Consider the following 25,550-nt stretch of genomic DNA (forward strand, 5'->3'; position numbering starts at 1 on the left):
GCAAATGCGAAGGGGCGCAACTGCGCCCCGAAAGATGAAGTTAAACAATCTGCAGCGCGCCCTGACGGAACTTACGCTGGTAAACCACGGTGGTGAGCGCCATAGGGACGATGATCGCGATGGCCATCGCCAGGGCAAACACCTGCCAGAAGGCGGGCTGAATGGAGAGAATACCCGGCAGGCCACCAACGCCGATGCCGTTTGCCATCACGCCGTTGAGACCACACACCAGACCCGCCAGACCCGAGCCGATCATGGCGCAGAGCATCGGGAAGCGGTATTTCAGGTTGATACCGTACATCGCCGGTTCGGTGACCCCGAGATACGCGGAGATGGCGGCCGGAACGGAAATTTCACGCTCGTTATGCTTACGGCTGACCAGAATAATGCCCGTTACGGCAGATGCCTGAGCGATGTTAGACAGCGCGATAATCGGCCAGACCGGCGTGCCGCCAAGGCTCTGGATCATCTGCATATCAATCGCCAGCGTGGTCTGGTGTACGCCGGTGATCACCAGCGGGGCGTACAGGAAGCCGAACAGCGCGGCACCAATCGGCGCGAAGCTGCCGGTCATCAGGTGACGGACGGCAAAGGCCACACCGTCGCCGATCATGCGGCCAAACGGACCGATAAAGGCGTGCGCCAGGAACACCGCCAGGATCAGCGAGCAGACCGGCACCACTACCAGATAGAGGTAATCTGGCACGATGCGTTTCAGGCGCGTCTCAATAAAGCCCAATGCCAGACCCGCCAGCAGTGCCGGGATAACCTGCGCCTGATAGCCCACTTTGGCGATGGTGAACAGGCCAAAGTTCCACACTTCCGGCGCCTGCTGGCCAAGTAAGTAAGCGTTCATTAACTGCGGAGAGACCAGCGTTACGCCGAGCACGATACCCAGAATCGGGGTACCGCCCATTTTACGCACGGCGGACCAGCAAATCCCCACCGGCAGATAGAAGAAGATCGCTTCGCCAATCAGCCACAGGAAGTCGTAAATGGTTTTCAGCGCCGGGTACATCTGCGCCAGGGTTTTGCCGTCGCTCATCGGCACATCACCGATGACGTTACGGAAGCCTAAAATTAAGCCCCCGCTGATCAGCGCTGGCAGCAGCGGGAAGAAGATCTCTGCGAAGTGGGAGATAAGCTGCTCGTGCCATTTCATATTCTGGCGCGCGGCCTTTTTGGCCTGCTCTTTATCTGCCGCGTTGTGCCCGGTAGTGGCGAGCAGAGCCTGATAGTAATCGCCCACTTCGGTACCAATAACCACCTGGAACTGCCCGGCGTTGGTGAAGCAGCCTTTCACCATCGAAAGCGCTTCAATCGCTTTCGGATTGGCTTTGGCCGGATCGTTCAGCACGAAGCGCAGGCGGGTAATACAATGGCTGACCGTCGCGATGTTTTCGCGACCGCCCACCAGGACGATCAGCTGATCGATATCTGCTTGTTTGACTTTACTCATCATGAAACCTCATGACAGATGGGAGGGGTGTAATGACCTGAGCGCAAGCCTACTCCTTCAGCGGGACGGCGAAAATGGGAACGTTCCCGAAATCGGGCGAAGATCACAATAAACCGATTTATGGCGGTTATGAAAGATGGACGGGAATGACGATTTGGCGGGGTTCTGCGCGCCCGTTGATCTGCTCAATCAGCTGTGCGGCGGCCTGACGGCCGGACTCAGCGTAGCCCGGATCGACGGTGATGATCTCCGGGTGCAGGAACTTCATCAGCGGGGTACTGCCTACGCTGGCGACCTGCAGGTCGTCGATGCGCTGTTCCTGTAAATATTTGCTCGCACCCAGCGCCAGGGTATCGGTCGCGCACACCAGCGCGGTGGTCTGCGGGGTCAGTACGCTGGCGACCTGTTCATAGCCCTGCTTCATGCCAAGCCCGGGCAGGGAAGCCACGGCAGAGAGGTTGTGCTTTTTGCAAAACGCCAGATAGGCTTCGTGACGGCGTTTGCCGGTGGTGACGTCCGCGTGCGGTACGCCAAGATAGCTGATATGGCGATGGCCTTTTTCGTACAGGCGCTGCATCAGGGTAATAATCGCCCCTTCATCGTCATAGCAGACGGACGCAAATCCGTGGGCATCGCGTGCCAGCAAGACCAGCGAGGGTTGCCAGGGTTTGAGCATCTCCTCTTTAATGCCGGTAAAGCCAAACAGGACCACCCCGTCGATGTTGCGTCGCGCCAGCATCCCCAGATGCTCTTCCACCAGCTGTGGCGAGAACTGGCTCTCCATCATGATTGGATCGTAACCCTGCTCATAGAAGGCGGGCAGCATGGTTTGTACGGCGAGGTTTTCAGAGAGAGAATCCAGACGCGAGACAATAATGGCGACCACTTTATCGCTCTGTCCGCGCATGGCGCGTGCGGAACGGGAAGGGGAAAACCCGTGCTGATTCATCACCGCCTCGACGCGCTCGCGCGTGCGTTCGCTGACACCGCTCTCGTTGTTCAGCACGCGCGACACGGTGGATTTCCCCACGCCGCTTAAACGCGCAATGTCTTTAATCGTAAGGCGGTTTTGCATGCTGTATTCCCTGTAACAACGATAACGGTGTCAAATGAGCCTAATGCTATAGCGCTAATTCGCTATGGGCAAAGTCTGGTTTACGTTCGGTTTATTTGAGGGTGGGTATAATACCGCCCGACGCGCCGCTTAGGGTACGGTTAAATCCTTATACTGCGCGGCGTACCCCTTATTTTTACTTACCGGAGGCGACATGGATCCCGATCCCACACCTCTCCTGACCAGGAGAACCCCTTCTTTCCGGTAAGCCAGCCTTGTGCTGTCTCACCGGTGATGTGAGGCAGCAACGTTCTGAACGTTCCTGCTTGAAAATTTAAGTGCCTGTCAGGTACGGCTTTGCCACGCCTGCAGGAATGACTGCGTCCGCCCTGGCGGATGCGGGGGAATGACTATGTTTAAAAATATCACCCGGCAGCTGCAGGCGCTGCTGAGCCGCCACCTGCCACACCGTCTGGTTCAGCGCGATCCGCTGCCAAACGGCAAAAATTTCTCCGGCGCCACTATTCCCGCCAGCCTGACCGAGCGTTGCCTCAACGTGGCGGCGATGGATGAGAACGAAGTCTGGCGTGCCTTTAACGGACACCCGGAAGGGCTGAACGCGGCTGAAGTGCAAAAAATCCGGGCCGTGCATGGCGATAACCTTATCCCGGCGCAAAAGCCAGCGCCGTGGTGGGTGCATCTGTGGATCTGCTACCGCAACCCCTTCAACCTGCTACTGACGGTGCTGGGCATTATCTCTTACGCCACTGAAGATCTGTTTGCCGCGGGCGTTATCGCCCTGATGGTGGGGATCTCCACGCTGCTGAACTTTATCCAGGAAGCGCGCTCCACCAAAGCGGCGGATGCCCTGAAGGCGATGGTCAGCAACACCGCGACCGTGTCGCGAGTCATCAACGATCTGGGTGAAAACGCCTGGGTCGAACTGCCCATCGACCAACTGGTGCCGGGCGATCTGGTGAAGCTCGCCGCCGGGGATATGATCCCGGCGGATTTACGCATCATCCAGGCGCGCGATCTGTTCGTGGCCCAGGCCTCGCTCACCGGGGAGTCCCTGCCGGTGGAAAAGGTGGCGCGGAGCCGCGATCCGCAGCAGATGAACCCGCTTGAGTGCGACACCCTGTGCTTTATGGGCACCACGGTGGTCAGCGGCACGGCGCAGGCGATTGTCATCGCCACCGGCGGCAATACCTGGTTTGGTCAGCTTGCCGGACGTGTGACAGAGCAGGAGAGCGAGCCGAATGCGTTCCAGAAAGGGATTGGCCGCGTCAGCATGCTGCTGATCCGCTTTATGATGGTGATGACGCCGATTGTGCTGCTGATCAACGGCTACACCAAAGGCGACTGGTGGGAAGCCGCGCTGTTTGCGCTCTCCGTGGCGGTTGGCTTAACGCCGGAAATGCTGCCGATGATTGTCACCTCCACCCTGGCGCGCGGGGCGGTGAAGTTGTCAAAACAGAAGGTGATCGTCAAACACCTCGACGCCATTCAGAACTTTGGCGCAATGGACATTCTCTGCACCGACAAAACCGGCACGCTGACGCAGGATAAAATCGTGCTGGAGAACCACACCGATATCGCCGGTAAAACCAGCGAACGCGTGCTGCACAGCGCCTGGCTGAACAGCCACTACCAGACCGGGCTGAAAAATCTGCTCGATGTTGCGGTGCTGGAAGGGGTGGATGAAGAGTCTGCCCGCTCACTCTCTGGCCGCTGGCAGAAGGTGGATGAGATCCCGTTCGATTTTGAGCGCCGCCGGATGTCGGTGGTGGTCAGCGAGCAGCCGGATGTGCACCAGCTGATCTGCAAAGGCGCGTTGCAGGAGATCCTCAATGTTTCCACCCAGGTGCATTACAACGGCGACATCGTGCCGCTGGACGACACCATGCTGCGCCGCATCAAACGCGTCACGGATAACCTGAACCGTCAGGGGCTGCGGGTGGTGGCGGTGGCGAGCAAATTCCTGCCTGCGCGCGAGGGGGACTATCAGCGTATCGACGAATCCGATCTGATCCTCGAGGGTTATATCGCATTCCTCGATCCGCCGAAAGAGACCACCGCTCCGGCGCTGAAAGCGCTGAAGGCCAGCGGGATCACCGTGAAAATTCTTACCGGCGACAGCGAGCTGGTGGCCGCCAAAGTGTGCCACGAAGTGGGGCTGGACGCGGGTGACGTGGTGGTAGGCAGCGATATCGAACACCTCAGTGACGACGAGCTGGCTCAGCTTGCCCGGCACACCACGCTGTTTGCCCGCCTGACGCCGATGCACAAAGAGCGTATCGTCACCCTGCTGCGTCGCGAAGGGCACGTGGTGGGCTTTATGGGCGACGGTATCAACGACGCGCCCGCGCTGCGTGCGGCGGATATTGGCATCTCCGTGGACGGGGCGGTGGACATCGCCCGCGAAGCGGCAGACATCATCCTGCTGGAAAAGAGCCTGATGGTGCTGGAAGAGGGCGTGATCGAAGGGCGTCGGACTTTTGCCAACATGCTGAAATACATCAAAATGACCGCCAGCTCCAACTTCGGTAACGTCTTCAGCGTGCTGGTGGCGAGCGCGTTTCTGCCGTTCCTGCCGATGCTGCCGCTGCATCTGCTGATCCAGAACCTGATGTACGATGTCTCTCAGGTGGCGATCCCGTTTGATAACGTCGATGACGAGCAGATCCAGAAGGCGCAGCGCTGGAACCCGGCGGATCTGGGGCGTTTTATGCTCTTCTTTGGCCCGATCAGCTCCATCTTTGACATCCTGACCTTCTGCCTGATGTGGTTTGTGTTCCACGCCAATACACCGGAACATCAGACCCTGTTCCAGTCCGGCTGGTTCGTGGTGGGGCTGCTGTCGCAAACGCTGATTGTGCATATGATCCGCACACGTCGTATTCCGTTCATCCAGAGCCGTGCCGCCTGGCCGCTGATTGTGATGACGGGGATTGTGATGGCGCTCGGCATCGCGCTGCCGTTCTCACCGTTGGCCAGCTACCTGCAGCTGCAGGCCTTACCGCTGAGCTACTTCCCGTGGCTGGTGGCGATCCTCGCGGGCTATATGGTGCTGACGCAGATGGTGAAAGGGTTTTACGCGCGTCGGTATGGGTGGCAGTAAAAACACACCCTCACCCTAACCCTCTCCCTGGAAGGGAGAGGGCCGGGGTGAGGGGACTGGCTTTCCTCTCAAATTCAACAACCTGTGATCTCCGTCGGCGCATTCGCTTGACGACAAATTGAGCGCATGTTACCAGAATGTTTTGCCTGTATTTGGCCCGTCAGATAAGGAACATTCATGTTACGGTACAGCCTCTTAACCGCCGGGCTGCTGCTCGGCGCGTCAGCGTTTGCCGCCCCGGCAGGCGATCTTCCCCTGATGCCCTGGCCTGCGAAGGTTGAACGCCCGACCACTCAGGGTGCGCTGGTGCTTAATAATCAACTCTCCGTAAGCGTCAGCGGAGACGATCTCGGTGACGCCGTTAACCGCCTGCGCCAGCGCATTGCCCTGCAAACCGGCTGGACGCTGCAGCCGCAGGCCGACAAACCCGAAAAACCGACCATCCGCATTGCCATCGCCAAAAAAGTGAAGCCGCAGCCGCTGCCGGACAGCGACGAAAGCTATAAGCTGACGGTGGATGCCAACGGGGTGGATATCTCCGCCAACACCCGCTTCGGCGCGCTGCGTGCCATAGAAACGCTGCTCCAGCTGGTGCAAAACGGCGCGGAAAACACCTCTGTACCGTGGGTGACCATTGAAGATTCCCCGCGCTTCCCGTGGCGCGGGCTGCTGCTGGACTCGGCACGCCACTTTATCCCGCTGGCGGATATCAAACGCCAGCTCGACGGTATGGCCGCGGCAAAACTCAACGTGCTGCACTGGCATTTAACCGACGATCAGGGCTGGCGCTTCAGCTCAAAGCGCTATCCTAAGCTGACCCAGCTTGCCAGCGACGGGCTGTTCTACACGCCAGAGCAGATGCGCGAGATTGTCCGCTATGCTGCCGATCGCGCTATCCGCGTGGTGCCGGAGATCGATATGCCGGGCCACGCCTCGGCCATTGCCGTGGCCTACCCGGCGCTGATGAGCGCGCCGGGGCCGTACGAAATGGAGCGCCACTGGGGAGTCTTAAAGCCGGTGCTGGATCCGACCAAAGAGGCCACTTACGCCTTTGCTGACGCGATGGTCAGCGAACTGGCAGCGATCTTCCCCGATCCTTATCTGCACATCGGTGGCGATGAGGTGGATGACAGCCAGTGGAAAGCGAATCCGGCCATTCAGCAGTTTATGCGCGACCACAAGCTGGCGGACAGCCACGCGCTGCAGGCGTATTTCAACCGCAAGCTGGAAACGATCCTTGAAAAACACCACCGGCAGATGGTGGGCTGGGATGAGATCTACCATCCCGATCTGCCCAAAAGCATTCTGATCCAGTCCTGGCAGGGGCAGGATGCGCTGGGACAGGTGGCGCAGAACGGCTACAAAGGGATCCTCTCGACGGGCTTCTATCTCGATCAGCCGCAGTCCACCGCTTACCACTACCGCAATGAGATCGTTCCGCAGGCTTTAAACGGCGTGGACGTGATTGCCGACACCGACAGCGCCCAGAGCTGGGCCTTCTCCATGCCGCGTCTGAAAGGCAAACCGGTCGAAGGCAGCTTTACGCTGGTGAAAGGGGAGTCCGGCTGGCGCGGATTTATTGATTTTGCCGGCAAGTCCCGCCGCGCGGTGGATAACATTGCGTGGCGCGATGACAATCAGGTGACGTTTACCGTTGATACATGGATGGGCGAAACGCGCCCGGTGGTGTCGGTTGATAACGATAAGCTCACGGGTTATTTCCTGGTGGGGAATGTCCGCTACCCGATCAGCGGCACGCGTCTTGATGAGGTCCCTAAAGGCACTCCGCCGGTAGTGCCGGATATCGCGCATCAGGTTAATCTGCTTGGCGGAGAAGCCGCGCTGTGGGCGGAAAACGTGGTGGCGCCGGTGCTGGATATCCGTCTGTGGCCGCGTACCTTTGCGGTGGCGGAGCGGTTATGGTCCGCGCAGGATGTTACCGATGTCGACAACATGTACACCCGCCTGCAGGCGATGGACAGCTGGTCGACGGTCTCGGTCGGGCTGCAGCAGCACACCCAGCAGCAGGTGCAGTTCACGCGCCTTGCCGGGAATGCCGATACGCTGCCGCTGCAAATCCTCGCCCAGGCGGTGGAGCCTGCGCAGTATTATACCCGTCAGCATCTTAAATTCCAGGCCGGAAACTACCATCAGTTTGAGCCGCTTAACCGCTTCGCGGATGAGCTGAACGCTGAAAGCGCCACCGTGCGCCAGATGAACAAATGGGCCGACCGTCTGGTGAGCGACGCCGAGGATACCGAAAGTGCCGACGCGCTGCGCCATGTGTTTAACCGCTGGCAGAGCAATACCAGCGACGCGCTGGCACTGAGTGAAAACAGCTATCAGCTGAAGGCGATCAAGCCGGTGATTCAGGAGGTGGACAAGCTGGCCTCGATTGGCCTGAGGCTCACCGATCTGGTGGCGCGTCAGGGCACGCTGGACGATAAAGAGATCGCCTCAATTCAGAGCGAGCTGGATAACGCGGCGAAGGTTCAGGACGAAGTGGTGATTGCAGCGGTGTACCCGCTGGAGACGCTGCTGCGCGCGACGCGGAATCAGTAGACCCCCTCACCCTAACCCTCTCCCAGGGGGAGAGGGAATTAATACACCCTCTCCCTTTGGGAGAGGGCCGGGGTGAGGGATCAGACGACTCAGTGCTTAAGCACCCACGCCTCTTTCCAGTGTGAACCGGTGCCCGGCTCAAACTGGGTCGCATACTTGCTCCACTGCACGCAGTAGCCGCTGTACGGGAAAGGCTTACACTGGTAGGTCTTACCGTCTTTTGGCTGCAGCACCACGGTGCCCGCTTTGTACGACGCGATGTTATCCGGGAAGATGTAATCATGCTGACCGGTGCTGTTGTCCGCCGCGGCTTCCTCTTCCAGCATCAGGTTCAGCACATCCTGCGCAAACAGCGTGCCGTCTTTATTGGTGGCGTAGTACTTCAGCATGTGGTGACCCGCCTCAACGCCGGTCAGCGTCAGGGTGACGTCCTGATTCGCGTTATTCATCTCCTGCTTCAGGTACCCTTTTTCCGCCCCGTGATGGTTCATGACGTGGGCTTCGAAATCGACGTTACCGTGGGTATTCACATGGAAGGTGACGGTCGCATTGCCGTTCTCGATTTTGCTGTAGTGCAAATTGCTGACGGCGATGGTTTCATTGACCTCTGCCTTCTGCTCTTCGTACGAAATCGCAACGGACTGCAGGGCGCTGTCCTCTTTGACGAATACGCTGTTCGCGCCATGGACCGGGCTAATGTCGCCGCCCTCATCCTTCACGCCGACGCGAATGTCCTGGTGCGCGGTGTTAATTTTCTGCGCCAGATCGTACGACCACTGGTTGGCATCCCCCTGCGCGGCCGTGGCGATCGTTATTTCCGTGCGCAGGGACGTCACTTCACCGTGCGCGTCGAAGAAGCGGGCAATGACCTTATCGCCGACGTTCAGGTTATTACCCGCAATCTGGCCGCTGAGGACTTTGCTCCACTCTGATTCGATGCCGGCACCGTCATCCGGGGTAACATTGCCGCCGTTACCAAAATCAACGTCAATGGCCTGGTAGAAACTGTTCGAGGTATCCGCTATTTCCCAGACGCCATAAATCACCTGGTAACCCGTTCGCGCAGGTACATTACAGGTCATGGCTTTGCGCATCGCGGGGGCCTGGCCATTTCCATTCACGGTACAGAACGGGGTTAATTCAAACTGATCGCGGGTCAGGGGTTTATTCGGATCCCAGTTTTGTTTGGTGATGTAGTAACGCCAGTTGGTGGTTTTGTGCGGCGCGGTGTGATACCAGACAAACTCATGCGGGCCGGCGGTCATGGGGCTTTTCGTCCACGCGTTCAGGCTCTGTTTATCCAGCTGGGAGTAATTCGCAATCCCCGCGCTGGCAAGCTGGCCGTCTGGCGGCATCGCACCGCCCGGGAAGCCGGAGGTTTTCTCCACGCTCTGCGGTTCATACTGAACAGAGCCACAGTCAATGTTTTGACCGAGCTTGCACATATAAGCGCGGCTGGCAGGAGACTCAATATATCCGTGCGCTAAAGCGGATGAGGCAACGGTCAGGGTCGCCATCGCAAGGGCAATTTTTGATAATTTCATTGTTAGTCCATTAATAATAAATACGCAGGGTGATGTTATTAATGGCGGGTGGGGAAGGTCATGCTGTGGTGAGAGGAAAAATAACCAAAAAAAATGGACAGCCGAAGCCGCCCATTCTCTGCTGCTATCAATCAGCGACGTACGGCAATCGCTTCGATTTCAATTTTCACGTCTTTTGGCAGACGAGCCACTTCCACGCAGGAGCGCGCCGGGAAAGAGGCGTTATGCTCGGTGAAGAACGCTTCATAAGTAGCGTTAACGGTGGCGAAATCGTTCAGATCTTTCACGAAAACGGTGGTTTTCACGATGTCGCCCACTTTCAGGCCTGCGGATTCCACAATCGCCTGCACGTTTTCCAGCGACTGACGCGCCTGCGCCGCTACGTCGGCTGGCACTTCACCGGTCTTCGGGTTCACCGGGATCTGGCCAGAGGTAATAATCATGCTACCCAGATCAACGCCCTGAACGTATGGGCCGATAGCCGCTGGTGCATTTTCCGTCGCGAGTACTTTGGTCATGATTTCTCCAGAATAACAGCTGATTTAAGAGTCCCGGCCATTATAGGGAGGCCGGGATCCTTTACCAACCTCAATTAGTTGGCCAGCACCACATAATGAGAAAACTCTTTTTCGCAGTATTTGCATTTGAGTGCGATGTCATCGGCGCGTTTTTTCACTGCGAAGCTGGAGGAGACCGGTTCCGCGTGGCTGATGCAGTTGCTGTTCGGGCAAACCAGCACGCTCTCAATCCGCTCCGGCAGGCTTGGGCGTGATTTGCCCACCACGTCGTAATTGTCGATACGGTTAACGGTGGCGTCCGGCGCGTACAGCGACAGCTGGTTAACCTGCTCGTCGGTCAGGAAGGTATTCTCGATCTTGATCAGGTCCTTGCGGCCCATTTCGCCTGACGGCAGATTCAGGCCGATGGTGATGCGCTGGTCGGTTTCGGTCAGTTTAAACAGCGTCAGCAGCTTAAAGCCGACCTGCGCAGGGATGTGGTCAATCACGGTGCCACGTTTGATGGCTTCAACCTGGAGTTTGTTATCGTGTGTCATTGTCGTTTCCCCTTACAGAGCCAATTCGCGATTCAGAACCAGTGCCAGTAACGCCTGGCGGGCGAAGATGCCGTTTCCGGCCTGCTGGAAGTACCAGGCGTGCGGCGTTTTATCCACGTCTGTGGTGATCTCATCGATGCGCGGCAGCGGGTGCAGCACCTTCATGTTGTCGCGCGCGCCCTCGAGGTCGCTGGCGCGCAGCACAAACTGCGCCTTCACGTTGGCGTACTCGGACGGATCCAGACGCTCTTTCTGCACGCGGGTCATATACAGAATATCCACGTTGCCCATCACCTCTTCGATGCTGGCGTGCAGGCTCCACGGAATGCTTTTTTCATCCAGCATGTCGAGAATGTACTGCGGCATCGCCAGCGCGTCCGGGGCGATGAAGAAGAAGCGGTTGCCGTTGAATTTCGCCAGCGCCTGGGTCAGGGAGTGAACCGTGCGGCCATATTTCAGGTCACCCACCATGGCGATGTTCAGGTTTTCCAGACGGCCCTGGGTCTCCTGAATGGTGAACAGATCCAGCAGGGTCTGCGTCGGATGCTGGTTGGCACCGTCACCGGCGTTCAGCACCGGAATACCGCCGGAGAACTCGGTCGCCAGACGGGCCGCGCCCTCCTGCGGGTGACGCATTACAATCGCGTCAACGTAGGTGCTGATCACTGAAATCGTATCCGCCAGGGTTTCGCCTTTTTTACCCAGCGACGTGTTACTGCTATCTGAGAAGCCCACCACACTCGCGCCCAGGCGGTGCATGGAGGTTTCAAAGGAGAGGCGCGTGCGGGTCGAGGCTTCAAAGAAGCAGCTCGCAATCACCTTGTGCTTCAGCAGCTCCGGTTGCGGATTGGCCTTCAGTTTTGCCGCGGTTTCCAGAACCAGTTCCAGCTCTTCGCGGCTGAGGTCGTTTATGGAAATGATGTGTTTTTGATAAAGCGGATTCATGTTTATCTCCTGACGCCGGGCAAAAAAAAGCCCCTCAAATGAGGGGCTCTGGGAATAGGTTTAGCAACGGGAAGAAAAACGGCAGGCCAGCGTCTGATTTCAGACGCGGTAAGACGTTATGTCGAACACGCTTGACCATGCTTCCTCCCGGCAAATTGTCGGGCATTATACGCACCCCGATGTCCGGATCAAGCAATTTAATGCACGCTTTACTCAATGCAAACGGTTCTTTATGAATATTAATGCGTTCTGAGTAAATAATTAATTTGCTTATGCACCAGCGCGGTACGTTTCACCACCCGGGGGGCGACCCAGACAATACTGCTTCCGGCAACCACGCCTAAAATTTCCGGTAACTGGTGATAATCCAGAATGCGCGCCACCGCGCGGCCATATCCGGCCACGGTATGAATAAGGATAAATTCGCTATTATGCTCCACGCTGACCACCATTTCGGAAACGGTACGCGCGGCGTCGGGGGCAGGGCGCAGAAGAGGATTCAACGAATAAATCTTTAGCCCTTTGGCATTTCGAATTTTTATGACACCAAGCAACTTGAGCAGACGTGAAACGGTGGACTGGCTGATGGTCTCAAAACCACGCTCCTGCAAATCGCGGCGAATCTCTTCCTGGGAGAGATAGCTCTTTTCTGCGATCAGGCGCTGACAGACCGTCAGCTGTAGCTGTTCTTTTGGAGAGTAATCACCATATTCCGTCATAACTATTTCCCATGTAAGTGGCTGAAACAAAACGCCCGGTGGCGCTACGCTTACCGGGCCTACAACGTCAAAACATCACAATACTGCCCCCAGGCTTAACGCCACCATGATCACCACCGTGAGTATCCCCAGCAGCGGCGCCACCCATTTCAGGTAGCGCACATAGGGCACGCGGGCGATAGCCAGCCCGCCCATAACCACCGCGGAGGTGGGCGTCACCAGGTTAACGATACCGGAGGCTGACTGGTAAGCCGTGACTACCAGGTCGCGGTTGACGTTAGCGAAATCGGCAAGCGGTGCCATGATCGGCATCGTCAGAACGGCCAGGCCGGATGAAGAAGGCACAAGAAATGACAGCACCACCTCCAGCCAGTACATCACGTTGATAAACGCCACCGTGGATAACCCGCTGACCAGCCCTTCCGCGCTGTGCAAAATGGTGTGGGTAATCATGCCCTTATCCATGATGACTACGATACCGCGGGCGATGCCGATAATCAGCGCGACGCCCAGCAAATCTCGTGCGCCGTTGATAAACGTTGAGGTCAGCTCCTCTTCGCTCATGCGGGCGATAAGCCCCACGATAATGGCGCTGGCGAGAAACACCGCCGAGATCTCCGCCATCCACCAGCCCAGCACCGCCACGCCGTAAATCATCACCGCGAAGGCGAGGGCGAAAATGACCAGGATGATTTTGCGCACCGGGGTAAATTCCAGCGTCTGTGCGTCTTTGTTACCGAGGAAATGGGCACGGTTCTCTTCCTGTTTGTCTGCAACGATGGAAAGAGACGGATCCTGGCGCACCTTACGGGCGTAACGCATTACCCACGCCACGCAGATGATCCAGCCGATGACCAGCAGCGCCACGCGAAGGACGATCCCGTTGGTGAAGGGGATACCGGCGGCGTTGGCGGCGATCACCGTGGCGAAGGGGTTGATGGTAGAGCCGAGCGTGCCGATCCCCGCGCCGAGCAACACGGTGGAGGCCGCGACAACCGGATCAAAACGGGCGGCCAGCATTACCGGTACCAGCAGGGTGTAGAACGGCAGTGACTCTTCGGCCATGCCGTAGATGGTGCCGCCTGCGGCGAACAGCGCCATCAGGATCGGGATCATCCACTCTTCACGCCCGCGTAATCGCGTGGTGACGCGCTCGATCCCGGCGTCGATCGCCCCGGTTTTGGTGACGATCCCGAGAAATCCCCCGATGATCAGGATAAACAGCGCTACGTCGATCGCCCCGGCCTGGCCGGACTCCGGATCGTACAGCCCGGCAATGGGAGCCATCAGTACGGAAACCAGCCCCTGCGGGTGGGCCGCCACGTGCGCATAGGTCCCGGCAACCGGCACGTCCTTGCCGAGCGCCTCGTTCATTGCCATATGGTACTGTCCGGCCGGAATAATCCACGTCAGCACGGCCACGACGGCAATCAGAAAAAAGAGAATGGTGTAAGCGGAGGGAAACTTAAACTTGCCCATGATGTTCTCCTGAACCCCGGCGCACCCCGTGGCGCGCCGGGCGGTGATTAGTCGCCGAGTGTCGCCACCATGACGGCTTTTATGGTGTGCATACGGTTTTCTGCTTCGTCGAAGACAATAGAGTTTGGTGATTCAAAGACCTCTTCTGTCACCTCCAGTCCTTTCAGGCCGTAGGCCATCTCAATTTCGCGGCCCACTTTGGTGTGTTCGTTGTGGAACGCCGGCAGGCAGTGCATAAACTTGACGTTCGGGTTGCCGGTGGCCTTCATCACCTGCGCATTGATTTGATACGGCTTCATCAGGCTGACGCGCTCGGCCCAGGCTTCCTTCGGCTCGCCCATGGAGACCCACACGTCGGTGTAGAGGAAATCGGCTCCCTGCACACCTTCTTCTACGTCGTCGGTAAGGGTGATGCGTGCGCCCGTTTCTTTGGCGATGGCGCGGCACTGCTCAACCAGCCCCGCTTCCGGCCAGAAGGACTTTGGTGCCACCAGGCGGATATCCATTCCCATTTTGGCCGCGCCGACCATCAGCGAGTTGCCCATGTTGTTGCGCGCGTCGCCCAGATAGGCAAAGCTCAGCTCCGGCAGGGTTTTGCCCGGCGAGTGCTCCAGCATGGTCATCAGATCGGCGAGGATTTGGGTGGGGTGGAACTCGTCAGTCAGGCCGTTCCATACCGGCACGCCCGCGTACTCGCCCAGCTCTTCGACGATGGCCTGGCCGTAGCCGCGATACTCGATGCCGTCATACATGCGGCCCAGCACGCGGGCGGTGTCTTTCATCGACTCTTTATGGCCAATCTGCGAGCCGCTTGGGCCGAGGTAGGTGACCTGCGCGCCCTGGTCAAATGCGCCCACTTCAAAGGCGCAGCGGGTGCGGGTGGAGGTTTTTTCAAAAATCAGGGCGATATTTTTCCCGACCAGGGTTTGCTTCTCACGTCCGGCTTTTTTGGCGGCCTTCAGTTCGATGGCGAGGTCGATCAGGTACTGGATCTCCGCCGGGGTATAGTCCAGCAGTTTGAGGAAGTTGCGGTTTTTCAGGTTGATGGTCATGTGGGAAATCCTTTTTAAAATTTTGCTGTCTGGTGCCCTCACCCCGGCCCTCTCCCACGGGGAGAGGGAGAGTCGGGTGAGGGGGAAGTTATTCAGTTACGAATCAACGTGCCTTTCTCGCCCGCGAGGATCTCCGCGCCGTCGGCCAGCGCGCCGATCCCGGCAATCCCGTTGCAGGCCTCAACAAACTCGCGGCAGGCGGCCACTTTCGGTCCCATCGAGCCGGCGTCGAACGCCATGCCCTTGAGCAGTTCCGGCGTCACCTGTGCCAGCGGACGCTGGGTTGGTTTGCCCCAGTCGAGGTACACCGCGTCGGCATCGGTGAGGATCAGCAGGGCATCCGCCTCAATCTGGCGCGCCAGCAGGGCGGCGGAGAGGTCTTTGTCGATCACCGCCTCAATGCCGTGATAGCCGTTGGCGTTTTCCACCACCGGCACGCCGCCACCGCCGTTGCAGATCACCAGGTGGTCGCGCTGGATCAGCGCCGCGATGGCATCGCTCTCAACGATGCGTTTCGGCTGCGGAGAGGGCACCACGCGGCGGAAGTAGCTGCCGTCGGCCTTGAACACCCAGCCTTTCTCTGCCTGTAGCGTTTTTGCCTGGGCTTCGCTGTAGACCGGGCCGATGTACTTGGTCGGGTTGCTGAAGGCCGGGTCGGCGGCGTCCACCTCCACCTGGGTGAGCAGCACGCTCACCTCGCGCTGGGGCAGGCTGTTTTTCAGCGCCTGCTGGAGCATGTAGCCGATCATCCCCTGGCTTTCGGCGCCGAGAACGTCCAGCGGGTAGGGGGCGACTTTGTCGTAGGCGCTGTTCTGCAACGCCAGCAGCCCGACCTGCGGCCCGTTGCCGTGCACCAGCACCACGCGCCACTGCTCCGTCAGCCCGGCGATGGTACGGGCCGCGAGATCGATGTTTTTACGCTGGATCTCGGCTTCTAGCGGTTCGCCGCGTTTGAGCAATGCGTTGCCGCCCAGGGCCACAACCAGAGTGGGTTTTCGTTCCATAGTGGCTCCTTAAATTCCGTCGCGTTCCAGTGGGCAGCTCATGCAGCGCGCGCCGCCGCGACCGCGTCCCAGCTCGTCGCCCGGGATAGGCAGCACGGTGATCCCCGCTTTGTCGTATTTCTCGTTGGTCCAGACGTTGCGCTCGTAGCCGATCACCACGCCCGGGCGGATGGTGAGCACGTTGTTGGCGTCGTTCCACTGCTCGCGCTCGGCTTCAAAGGCGTCGCCGCCGGTGGTGATCAGGCGTACCTGATTAATACCGAGCGCTTTCTCGATGGCGTGCAGCAGGTCGGTTTCCTGGGTGCGCAGCAGGCCGCCGCGTCCGTCCGGGGTGAGCGTCCAGCACTGGGCGTCTTTACGCACCACTTCCGGGTAGACGGAGAAGGTGTCCACGTCGATGTGGGTCATGACGGTGTCGAGGTGCATGCAGGAGCGGTGTTTTGGCAGCTCAACGGCAATCACGCGCTCGGCCTGTCGATGTTTAAACAGGCTGTTAGCGAGGAACTCCACGCCCTGCGGGGTGGTGCGTTCAGACATGCCAATTAATACCGCGCCGCGGCCAATCACTAATACGTCGCCGCCCTCCAGGGTGGCATGGTCATAATTAATATTCTCGTCGCCGAAATACTTAATAAATTCGCCATCGGCGAATGCCGGGTGCCAGCGATATATGGCCCGCAGGTTATTGGTTTCACGCTGGCGGGCCGGTTTGGCCATCGGGTTAATGGAGACGCCGTTATAAATCCAGCACGAGGTATCGCGGGTAAATAAATGGTTTGGCAGCGGCTTCATAATAAAATCATTCGCCGTGTGGGTATCCACCACCATATTTTTAATCGCCGCCGGAATTTCACCGTAGGTTAATCCGCCGCTCAGTCTGCGCGCCAGTTCCCGGTGCGGCATATCCGCCAGCCAGCCGCGGACATCGCTGGCAAAGGTGGGGCCGAGACGGTAGTCGGAGATTTGCGTCTCCAGCAGCCAGGCTTTCGCCTCTGCAATATCAAGCGTTTGAGTGAGAAGGTCGGTCAACAGCAGGACTTCCACACCCTGCTCGCGCAGCGTGTTTGCGAAAATGTCATGCTCCTCACCCGCCCGCTCAACCGAGAGCACATCATCAAATAACAGCTCCTGACAGTTTGATGGCGTTAAGCGTTTAAGACTTAAATTAGGGCGGTGCAGCATCACGCTACGCAATTGACCAATTTCAGAACCGACATAATGCTTTTCCATAATTATTCCTTTAACTGTTTTTCAGAATAAAAAGGGCATGCGCCATATTCGTGTAATGATATGGCGGCTAAGCTCAATTGATTTCGTGGTCAATAGTAGGCGCTTAAATAAACCGTATTGTGATGTTGCTCACGTGAAATTAGGTATTGAGTAGTTTGTTTTCATTTGCATGATTCGCATCAGATAATGATTAATTTGATATTATTAGCCGGTGAATAGCTAAGCAGGATCCGTTGGCATTATTTGTGGTTGTTATTATTTTGTAGAATTTAATGTTTTGACATATTTGGTTATGATATTGATTTTAAATGATTTTATTTCATGTGCGGAATGGCTATGCAGAATAGCCAATTAACTATTTTTGACTTAAGAAAAATCAATAAATAATTATGGAATTTAATAGCAAATAATCAAAATGATAAAGTGTGAAGCTGGCGCGAGTTTTATGATGAAGGCAGTACAATCAGTGAGTTAGCGACACGGCATCGTCACGACGCGCTGAGGTTATGCATAACAACTGCATAAATGCCTGTGAGGGATTAACAGCAAATTAACACCATTCCCGATAAACATGCGTTCGCGCAACTCTCCGCGAAAAAGGGCTGGTATGGCAGTTTGAATTCTCGTATAAAAGATTAAAATGAAACAGCGTTTTATTATGAGGGTTTAATTATGATTATCGGCAACATCCACCATCTGCAAGCCTGGCTACCGGAACCCCTGCGTCTGGCCATCGAGCACGTTAAAGCCCACGTCACCGACGCCACCCCGCCGGGCAAACACGACATCAACGGCAACAACCTGTTTTATCTGGTCTCCGAAGACATGACCCAGCCGTTTGCCGAGCGCCGCGCGGAGTACCATGCTCGCTATCTGGACATTCAGATTGTGCTCAAAGGGCAGGAAGGGATGACGTTCAGTACCTTGCCACACGGCACGCCGGACACCGACTGGCTGGCGGATAAAGATATCGCGTTCCTGCCGGAAGGCGAGCAGGAGAAAACCGTGGTGCTGAGCGAAGGGGATTTCGTGGTGTTCTGGCCGGGTGAAGTGCATAAGCCGCTGTGCGCGGTGGGGGCGCCTGCTAAGGTCAGGAAAGTGGTTGTTAAGATGTTGGTGGAGTAACCCCTTACCCCTCACCCTAACCCTCTCCCTGTGGGAGAGGGCCGGGGTGAGGGCACCAGACCGCACCCACGCATAATGTGATCCAGCTTAAACTTCCCACACTCCCTCCTCATCTCTCATTTACCTGTGCTTTTTCTGCGTCATAGTATGATCGTTAAATTAATGAACGCCGTTCTATAATGTAGAACAAAATGATTCAGCAAGGAGATCTCATGCCGCAGTCCGCGTTGTTCACGGGAATCATTCCCCCTGTCTCCACCATTTTTACCGCCGACGGCCAGCTCGATAAGCAGGGCACCGCCGCGCTGATCGACGATCTGATCGCGGCAGGCGTTGACGGCCTGTTCTTCCTGGGCAGCGGCGGTGAGTTCTCCCAGCTCAGCGCCGAAGAGCGTAAAACCATTGCCCGCTTTGCTATCGATCACGTCGATCGTCGTGTGCCGGTGCTGATCGGCACCGGTGGCACCAACGCCCGGGAAACCATTGAACTGAGCCAGCACGCCCAGCAGGCGGGGGCGGACGGCATCGTGGTGATCAACCCCTACTACTGGAAGGTATCTGAAGCGAACCTGATCCGCTATTTCGAGCAGGTGGCCGACAGCGTCACGCTGCCGGTGATCCTCTATAACTTCCCGGCGCTGACCGGGCAGGATCTGACGCCGGCGCTGGTGAAAATCCTGGCCGACTCGCGCAGCAACATCGTCGGCATTAAAGACACCATCGACTCCGTGGCCCATCTGCGCAGCATGATCCACACCGTCAAAGCCGCCCATCCGCACTTCACCGTGCTGTGCGGCTACGACGATCATCTGTTTAATATCCTGCTGCTCGGCGGCGATGGGGCGATCTCGGCCAGCGGCAACTTTGCTCCGCAGGTGTCGGTGAATCTTCTGAAAGCCTGGCGGGATAAAGACGTGGCGAAAGCGGCTGAGTATCATCAGACCTTACTGCAAATACCGCAGATGTATCAGCTGGATACGCCGTTTGTGAACGTCATTAAAGAGGCAATTGTGCTCTGCGGCCGCCCGATTTCTACCCACGTGCTGCCGCCCGCCTCTGCGCTGGACGAGCCGCGTAAGGCGCAGCTGAAAACCCTGCTGCAACAGCTCAAGCTCTGCTGAGCCGGACGATAACCATGACCATCGAGAAAATTTTCACCCCGCAGGATGATGCGTTTTATGCCGTCATCACCCATGCGGCGGGGCCGCAGGGCGCGCTGCCGCTGACTCCGCAGATGCTGATGGAATCCCCCAGCGGCAATCTGTTCGGCATGACCCAGAACGCCGGGATGGGCTGGGACGCCAACAAGCTGACCGGCAAAGAGGTGCTGATTATTGGCACCCAGGGCGGCATCCGCGCCGGGGACGGACGACCAGTTGCGCTGGGCTACCACACCGGGCACTGGGAGATCGGCATGCAGATGCAGGCCGCGGCGAAGGAGATCACCCGCAACGGCGGGATCCCGTTTGCGGCCTTCGTCAGCGATCCGTGCGACGGGCGCTCGCAGGGCACGCACGGGATGTTCGACTCCCTGCCGTACCGCAACGATGCGGCGATTGTGTTTCGTCGTCTGATTCGCTCCCTGCCGACGCGCCGGGCGGTCATTGGCGTGGCGACCTGCGATAAAGGGCTGCCTGCCACCATGATTGCGCTGGCCTCGATGCACAATCTGCCGACCATTCTGGTGCCGGGCGGGGCGACGCTGCCGCCGACCGTGGGGGAAGACGCGGGCAAGGTGCAGACCATCGGCGCGCGCTTTGCTAACCACGAACTGTCATTGCAGGAGGCCGCCGAGCTGGGCTGTCGCGCCTGCGCCTCGCCGGGCGGCGGATGTCAGTTCCTCGGCACGGCGGGCACCTCGCAGGTGGTGGCCGAAGCGCTGGGTCTGGCGCTGCCGCACTCCGCGCTGGCGCCGTCCGGGCAGGCGGTGTGGCTGGAAATTGCCCGCCAGTCGGCGCGGGCGGTGAGCGAGCTGGATAACCGCGGCATCACCACGCGCGATATCCTCACCGATAAAGCCATCGAAAACGCCATGGTGATCCACGCGGCGTTCGGCGGCTCCACCAATTTACTGCTGCACATCCCGGCCATCGCCCACGCGGCGGGCTGCACGATCCCGGACGTAGAACACTGGACACGCGTCAACCGCAGGGTGCCGCGCCTGGTCAGCGTGCTGCCCAACGGCCCGGACTATCACCCGACCGTGCGCGCCTTCCTTGCGGGCGGTGTGCCGGAGGTGATGCTCCACCTGCGCGATCTCGGCCTGCTGCATCTGGATGCCATGACCGTCACTGGCCAGACGGTGGGCGAAAACCTCGACTGGTGGCAGGCGTCCGAGCGCCGTAAACGCTTCCGCCAGTGCCTGCGCGAGCAGGACGGCGTGGATCCGGATGATGTGATCCTGCCGCCGGAGAAGGCAAAAGCGAGAGGGCTGACCTCGACGGTCTGCTTCCCGACGGGCAACATCGCGCCGGAAGGCTCGGTGATCAAGGCCACGGCCATTGACCCGTCGGTGGTGGGTGCCGATGGCGTTTACCGTCATACGGGCCGGGCAAGGGTGTTTGTCTCGGAAGCACAGGCGATTAAAGCCATCAAGCAGGAAGAGATTAAACAGGGCGATATCATGGTGGTGATCGGCGGTGGGCCGTCCGGTACCGGCATGGAAGAGACCTACCAGCTCACCTCTGCGCTGAAGCATATCTCGTGGGGCAAGACGGTGTCGTTAATCACCGATGCGCGCTTCTCTGGCGTGTCGACGGGCGCCTGCTTCGGCCACGTGTCGCCGGAAGCGCTGGCAGGCGGGCCGATTGGCAAGCTGCGCGACAACGACATCATTGAGATTGCCGTGGATCGCCTGACCCTGACGGGCAGCGTCAACTTTATCGGCACCGCAGAAAACCCGCTGACGCCGGAAGAGGGCGCGCGCGAGCTGGCAGTAAGACAGACGCACCCGGACCTGCACCCTCACGACTTTTTGCCGGACGATACCCGCCTGTGGGCGGCATTGCAGTCGGTGAGCGGCGGCACCTGGAAAGGCTGTATTTATGACACCGATAAAATTATCGAGGTAATTAACGCCGGTAAAAAAGCACTCGGACTTTAATTATTTTCTGAGCGATACCGTCTACGGGAAATATCCCGTGGACGGTTTTCGCGTATCTTAAATTTATCAATTTAAACAATGCGTTGTGATATATCGGTGGCGTCACAAAAGCAAAATATCGTAATTCGGAAATAAGATATGACCATTGCTGGTTAATTGAACAGCTCATTACACTCCATTAACACGATGTTGTGAAATCAGCATACGAAAATAAAGGTGCGATGATGATGCAATTAACCATGAAAGATAAAATTGGCTACGGGCTGGGTGACACCGCCTGCGGCTTTGTCTGGCAGGCCACCATGTTCCTGCTGGCTTACTTTTATACCGACGTGTTTGGCCTGTCGGCGGGCATTATGGGCACGCTGTTTTTGGTCTCCCGCGTGCTCGACGCCGTGACCGACCCGCTGATGGGGCTGCTGGTGGACCGCACCCGCACGCGCTACGGCCAGTTCCGCCCGTTCCTGCTGTGGGGGGCGATCCCGTTTGGCATCGTCTGCATGCTGACCTTCTACACGCCGGATTTCTCTGCGCAGGGCAAAATCATCTACGCCTGCGTAACCTACATTCTGCTGACCCTGGTCTACACCTTCGTTAACGTGCCGTACTGCGCCATGCCGGGCGTGATTACCGCCGACCCGAAAGAGCGTCACGCCCTGCAGTCGTGGCGTTTCTTCCTGGCGGCGGCGGGCTCGCTTGCCATTAGCGGCATCGCGCTGCCGCTGGTGAGCATCATCGGCAAAGGGGACGAGCAGGTGGGCTATTTCGGCGCCATGTGCGTGCTGGGGCTGACCGGCGTGGTGCTGCTCTACGTCTGCTTCTTTACCACCAAAGAGCGTTACACTTTTGAGGTTCAGCCGGGCTCGTCGGTGGCGAAAGACCTTAAGCTGCTGCTGGGCAACGGCCAGTGGCGGATCATGTGCGCGTTCAAGATGATGGCGACCTGCTCCAACGTGGTACGCGGCGGGGCGACGCTTTACTTCGTCAAATACGTGATGGATCACCCGGAGATGGCGACCCAGTTTTTACTCTACGGCAGCCTCGCCACCATGTTCGGCTCGCTCTGCTCCTCCCGTCTGCTGGGCCGCTTCGACCGGGTAAAAGCCTTCAAGTGGATCATCGTCGCCTACTCGCTGATCAGCCTGCTGATTTTCGTCACCCCGGCGGAGCATATTGCCCTGATTTTCGCCCTCAACATCCTGTTCCTGTTCGTCTTCAACACCACCACGCCGCTGCAGTGGCTGATGGCCTCTGACGTGGTGGATTACGAAGAAAGCCGCAGCGGGCGTCGCCTCGACGGGCTGGTGTTCTCCACCTATCTGTTCAGCCTGAAGATTGGCCTGGCGATTGGCGGGGCGGTGGTGGGCTGGATCCTCGCGTACGTCAACTACTCCGCCAGCAGCAGCGTGCAGCCGGTTGAGGTGCTGACCACCATCAAAATTCTGTTCTGCGTGGTGCCGGTGGTGCTCTACGTGGGCATGTTCATCATGCTGTCGTTCTATAAGCTCACCGATGCCCGCGTGGAGGCCATCAGCCAGCAGCTGATCAAGCACCGCGCGGCGCAGGGCGAGGCCGTTCCCGACGCAGCGACAGCCGCATCCCATTAACCGGAGGCAATATGGAAATCACCAACCCAATACTCACCGGCTTCAACCCGGATCCGTCTTTATGTCGTCAGGGCGAGGACTACTACATCGCCACTTCGACCTTCGAGTGGTTCCCGGGCGTGCGCATCTATCACTCCCGTGACCTGAAAAACTGGTCGCTGGTCAGCACCCCGCTGGACCGCGTGTCGATGCTGGACATGAAGGGCAACCCGGACTCCGGCGGCATCTGGGCGCCGTGCCTGAGCTATGCCGACGGCAAATTCTGGCTGCTCTACACCGACGTAAAGATTGTTGATTCGCCGTGGAAAAATGGCCGTAACTTCCTCGTCACCGCGCCGTCCATCGAGGGGCCGTGGAGCGATCCGATCCCGATGGGCAACGGCGGGTTTGACCCGTCCCTGTTCCACGACGACGATGGCCGCAAGTACTACCTGTATCGTCCGTGGGGGCCGCGCCACCACAGCAACCCGCACAACACCATTGTGATGCAGGAATTCGATCCGCAGACCGGCACCCTCTCGCCCGAGCGCAAAACGCTGTTTACCGGCACGCCGCTCTGCTACACCGAAGGCGCGCACCTTTATCGCCACGCGGGATGGTACTACCTGATGGTGGCCGAAGGCGGCACCAGCTACGAGCACGCGGTTGTGGTGCTGCGTTCAAAAACCATCGACGGGCCGTACGAGCTGCACCCGGACGTGACGATGATGACCAGCTGGCACCTGCCGGAGAACCCGCTGCAGAAGAGCGGCCACGGCTCGCTGCTGCAGACCCACACCGGGGAATGGTATATGGCCTACCTCACCAGCCGCCCGCTGCGCCTGCCCGGCGTGCCGCTGCTGGCCTCCGGCGGACGCGGCTACTGTCCGCTGGGGCGCGAGACCGGCATCGCCCGCATTGAATGGCGCGACGGCTGGCCGTACGTGGAAGGCGGCAAGCACGCGCAGTTGACCGTGAAAGGCCCACAGGTGGCGGAACAGCCTGCATCCATTCAGGGCAACTGGCGGGAGGACTTCGACGGCAGCACGCTTGACCCGGAACTGCAGACCCTGCGCATCCCGTTCGACGACACCCTCGGCTCGCTCACCGCGCGCCCGGGCTATTTACGGCTCTACGGCAACGACTCGCTCAACTCGACCTTTACCCAGTCGACCGTGGCGCGCCGCTGGCAGCACTTCACCTTCCGCTCCGAAACGCGGATGCAGTTCTCGCCGGTTCACTTCCAGCAAAGCGCCGGACTGACCTGCTACTACAACAGTAAAAACTGGAGCTACTGCTTTGTGGACTACGAGGAGGGGAAGGGGAGAACCATCAAGGTTATTCAACTCGACCACAATGTGCCGTCATGGCCGCTGCATGAGCAGCCGATTCCGGTGCCGGAGAGTGCGGAGAGCATCTGGCTGCGGGTGGATGTGGATACGCTTGTCTACCGCTACAGCTACTCGTTCGATGGCGAGACGTGGCACACCGTGCCGGTAACGTTTGAGGCGTGGAAACTGTCGGACGACTACATTGGCGGGCGCGGTTTCTTCACCGGCGCGTTTGTGGGGCTGCACTGCGAGGACATCAGCGGCGACGGCTGCCACGCGGACTTCGACTACTTCACCTACGAGCCGGTTTAACGGCTCAGGCCGGGTAGCCCAGCGCGCGTGAAAGCTGGAGCCCGGCCTGCTGAAGCTGCTCGCGGAAATTAGCCAGCCCGGCATCGTCCACGCGCGAGGTCAGCGTCGACAGGCTCAGGGCGGCAATCACGCGGGATTCATGGTTCCACACCGGCACCGCCACGCAGCGCACGCCCTGCTCGTTCTCTTCGCTGTCCAGGGCATAGCCCTGCTCACGGGTCTGCGCCAGAGCGGCCATTAAAGCTTCGCGAGAGGCGAGGGTGGAAGGGGTATAGGTGGTGTACTGATAGCCCTCAAGCAGGGCGTTCAGCTCGGTCTCGCCCAGCCAGGCAATCAACACCTTGCCGATGGCGGTGGCATGAACCGGCAGGCGGCGGCCAATGCGCGAATAGGCGATGGCGGCCAGCTTGCCTTCAATCTTCTCGATATAAACCCCTTCACGCCCGTCGAGGATCCCCAGATGGGTGGTCTGCCCGGTCCGTTGGGACAGCTCCGTCAGCCAGCCTTTCGCCTTCTGACGAATATCGATGGAGCCCACGACGAAATGACCGCGCTCAACCAGCTTCATGCCGAGGCGATATTTACCGTTCTCCGGGTTCTGATCGATATAGCCATGGAGCTGCAGGGTTTTCAGCAGGGAGTGGAGGGTACTCTTGCTCAGCCCCATCATTTTGCTGATGTCGGTGATCTTAAGCTCGGTGGCCTGCTCGTTGAACAGGTCGAGGATCTGCAACGCACGTTCAACAGACTGAATAATCGGCATAATGCTGGCATGTCCACGCTGGAATTAAGGCGAAAACGTACCTTTTTCGGGGTGAAAAATCAATGAAGGGGAGGTAAAAGCAAAAACGACAACCCTGTTGTCGTTTT

The 25,550-nt window shown here is 58.5% G+C and carries 20 protein-coding genes; 7 read left to right on the top strand and 13 right to left on the bottom strand.

Annotation, left to right across the window (positions count from 1 at the left end; all coding sequences use genetic code 11):
- Window positions 1–40: 40 nt before the first annotated feature.
- On the bottom strand, window positions 41–1,459 hold the full coding sequence (treB, locus tag ECL_RS03165; protein ID WP_038420863.1) for a PTS trehalose transporter subunit IIBC: 1,419 nt from the start codon (window positions 1,457–1,459) through the stop codon (window positions 41–43).
- Window positions 1,460–1,586: 127 nt separating this feature from the next.
- Window positions 1,587–2,534: a trehalose operon repressor TreR gene (gene treR, locus ECL_RS03170; RefSeq protein ID WP_013095360.1), complete on the bottom strand. Its 948-nt coding sequence runs from the start codon at window positions 2,532–2,534 to the stop codon at window positions 1,587–1,589.
- A gap of 391 nt (window positions 2,535–2,925) precedes the next feature.
- On the opposite strand from treR, the gene mgtA reads away from it, so the two are divergent.
- Both mgtA and ECL_RS03180 read left to right on the top strand, forming a co-directional pair.
- On the top strand, window positions 2,926–5,634 hold the full coding sequence (mgtA, locus tag ECL_RS03175) for a magnesium-translocating P-type ATPase (RefSeq protein WP_044159534.1): 2,709 nt from the start codon (window positions 2,926–2,928) through the stop codon (window positions 5,632–5,634).
- Window positions 5,635–5,811: 177 nt separating this feature from the next.
- Window positions 5,812–8,196, top strand: coding sequence for a beta-N-acetylhexosaminidase (locus tag ECL_RS03180; RefSeq protein ID WP_013095362.1), 2,385 nt, complete (start codon window positions 5,812–5,814; stop codon window positions 8,194–8,196).
- A gap of 89 nt (window positions 8,197–8,285) precedes the next feature.
- On the opposite strand, the gene gbpA is transcribed toward ECL_RS03180, so the two are convergent.
- From gbpA to arcA, 10 genes are all read right to left on the bottom strand, one after another.
- On the bottom strand, window positions 8,286–9,740 hold the full coding sequence (gene gbpA / locus ECL_RS03185; RefSeq protein ID WP_013095363.1) for an N-acetylglucosamine-binding protein GbpA: 1,455 nt from the start codon (window positions 9,738–9,740) through the stop codon (window positions 8,286–8,288).
- A gap of 131 nt (window positions 9,741–9,871) precedes the next feature.
- Window positions 9,872–10,258: a 2-iminobutanoate/2-iminopropanoate deaminase gene (gene ridA, locus ECL_RS03190; protein WP_006810315.1), complete on the bottom strand. Its 387-nt coding sequence runs from the start codon at window positions 10,256–10,258 to the stop codon at window positions 9,872–9,874.
- Window positions 10,259–10,332: 74 nt separating this feature from the next.
- The gene (gene pyrI, locus ECL_RS03195; RefSeq protein WP_013095364.1) at window positions 10,333–10,794 is read right to left on the bottom strand and encodes an aspartate carbamoyltransferase regulatory subunit; all 462 of its coding nucleotides are present in this window, start codon (window positions 10,792–10,794) and stop codon (window positions 10,333–10,335) included.
- Between the two features lie 12 nt (window positions 10,795–10,806).
- On the bottom strand, window positions 10,807–11,739 hold the full coding sequence (gene pyrB, locus ECL_RS03200; RefSeq protein ID WP_013095365.1) for an aspartate carbamoyltransferase: 933 nt from the start codon (window positions 11,737–11,739) through the stop codon (window positions 10,807–10,809).
- A gap of 34 nt (window positions 11,740–11,773) precedes the next feature.
- Complete coding sequence (locus ECL_RS03205) at window positions 11,774–11,878, bottom strand: pyrBI operon leader peptide (RefSeq protein ID WP_022646880.1); 105 nt, start codon at window positions 11,876–11,878, stop codon at window positions 11,774–11,776.
- A gap of 100 nt (window positions 11,879–11,978) precedes the next feature.
- Window positions 11,979–12,458, bottom strand: a complete 480-nt coding sequence (locus ECL_RS03210; RefSeq protein ID WP_013095367.1) for an arginine repressor — start codon at window positions 12,456–12,458, stop codon at window positions 11,979–11,981.
- Window positions 12,459–12,533: 75 nt separating this feature from the next.
- The gene (locus ECL_RS03215) at window positions 12,534–13,937 is read right to left on the bottom strand and encodes a YfcC family protein (RefSeq protein WP_013095368.1); all 1,404 of its coding nucleotides are present in this window, start codon (window positions 13,935–13,937) and stop codon (window positions 12,534–12,536) included.
- Window positions 13,938–13,984: 47 nt separating this feature from the next.
- The gene (gene argF, locus ECL_RS03220) at window positions 13,985–14,989 is read right to left on the bottom strand and encodes an ornithine carbamoyltransferase (RefSeq protein WP_013095369.1); all 1,005 of its coding nucleotides are present in this window, start codon (window positions 14,987–14,989) and stop codon (window positions 13,985–13,987) included.
- Between the two features lie 92 nt (window positions 14,990–15,081).
- Window positions 15,082–15,993: a carbamate kinase gene (locus ECL_RS03225; protein ID WP_013095370.1), complete on the bottom strand. Its 912-nt coding sequence runs from the start codon at window positions 15,991–15,993 to the stop codon at window positions 15,082–15,084.
- Between the two features lie 9 nt (window positions 15,994–16,002).
- Entirely contained in the window at window positions 16,003–17,223 is a 1,221-nt protein-coding gene (arcA, locus tag ECL_RS03230; protein WP_013095371.1) for an arginine deiminase, read from the bottom strand.
- 672 nt (window positions 17,224–17,895) lie between these two features.
- On the opposite strand from arcA, the gene ECL_RS03235 reads away from it, so the two are divergent.
- From ECL_RS03235 to ECL_RS03255, 5 genes are all read left to right on the top strand, one after another.
- Window positions 17,896–18,348 (top strand): YhcH/YjgK/YiaL family protein, encoded by a 453-nt coding sequence (locus ECL_RS03235; RefSeq protein ID WP_013095372.1) that lies wholly within the window; start codon window positions 17,896–17,898, stop codon window positions 18,346–18,348.
- A 212-nt stretch (window positions 18,349–18,560) separates the two neighbouring features.
- Window positions 18,561–19,469, top strand: coding sequence for a 2-keto-3-deoxygluconate aldolase (gene yagE, locus ECL_RS03240; RefSeq protein ID WP_013095373.1), 909 nt, complete (start codon window positions 18,561–18,563; stop codon window positions 19,467–19,469).
- Window positions 19,470–19,483: 14 nt separating this feature from the next.
- Complete coding sequence (gene yagF, locus ECL_RS03245; RefSeq protein WP_013095374.1) at window positions 19,484–21,451, top strand: xylonate dehydratase YagF; 1,968 nt, start codon at window positions 19,484–19,486, stop codon at window positions 21,449–21,451.
- Window positions 21,452–21,675: 224 nt separating this feature from the next.
- Window positions 21,676–23,058: an MFS transporter gene (locus tag ECL_RS03250; protein ID WP_013095375.1), complete on the top strand. Its 1,383-nt coding sequence runs from the start codon at window positions 21,676–21,678 to the stop codon at window positions 23,056–23,058.
- A gap of 11 nt (window positions 23,059–23,069) precedes the next feature.
- Window positions 23,070–24,680 (top strand): glycoside hydrolase family 43 protein, encoded by a 1,611-nt coding sequence (locus ECL_RS03255; protein WP_013095376.1) that lies wholly within the window; start codon window positions 23,070–23,072, stop codon window positions 24,678–24,680.
- 4 nt (window positions 24,681–24,684) lie between these two features.
- On the opposite strand, the gene xynR is transcribed toward ECL_RS03255, so the two are convergent.
- On the bottom strand, window positions 24,685–25,443 hold the full coding sequence (xynR, locus tag ECL_RS03260; RefSeq protein WP_013095377.1) for a DNA-binding transcriptional repressor XynR: 759 nt from the start codon (window positions 25,441–25,443) through the stop codon (window positions 24,685–24,687).
- Between the last annotated feature and the right edge of the window lie 107 nt (window positions 25,444–25,550).

Origin of the sequence: Enterobacter cloacae subsp. cloacae ATCC 13047, assembly GCF_000025565.1 — a bacterium.
GTDB lineage: Bacteria > Pseudomonadota > Gammaproteobacteria > Enterobacterales > Enterobacteriaceae > Enterobacter > Enterobacter cloacae.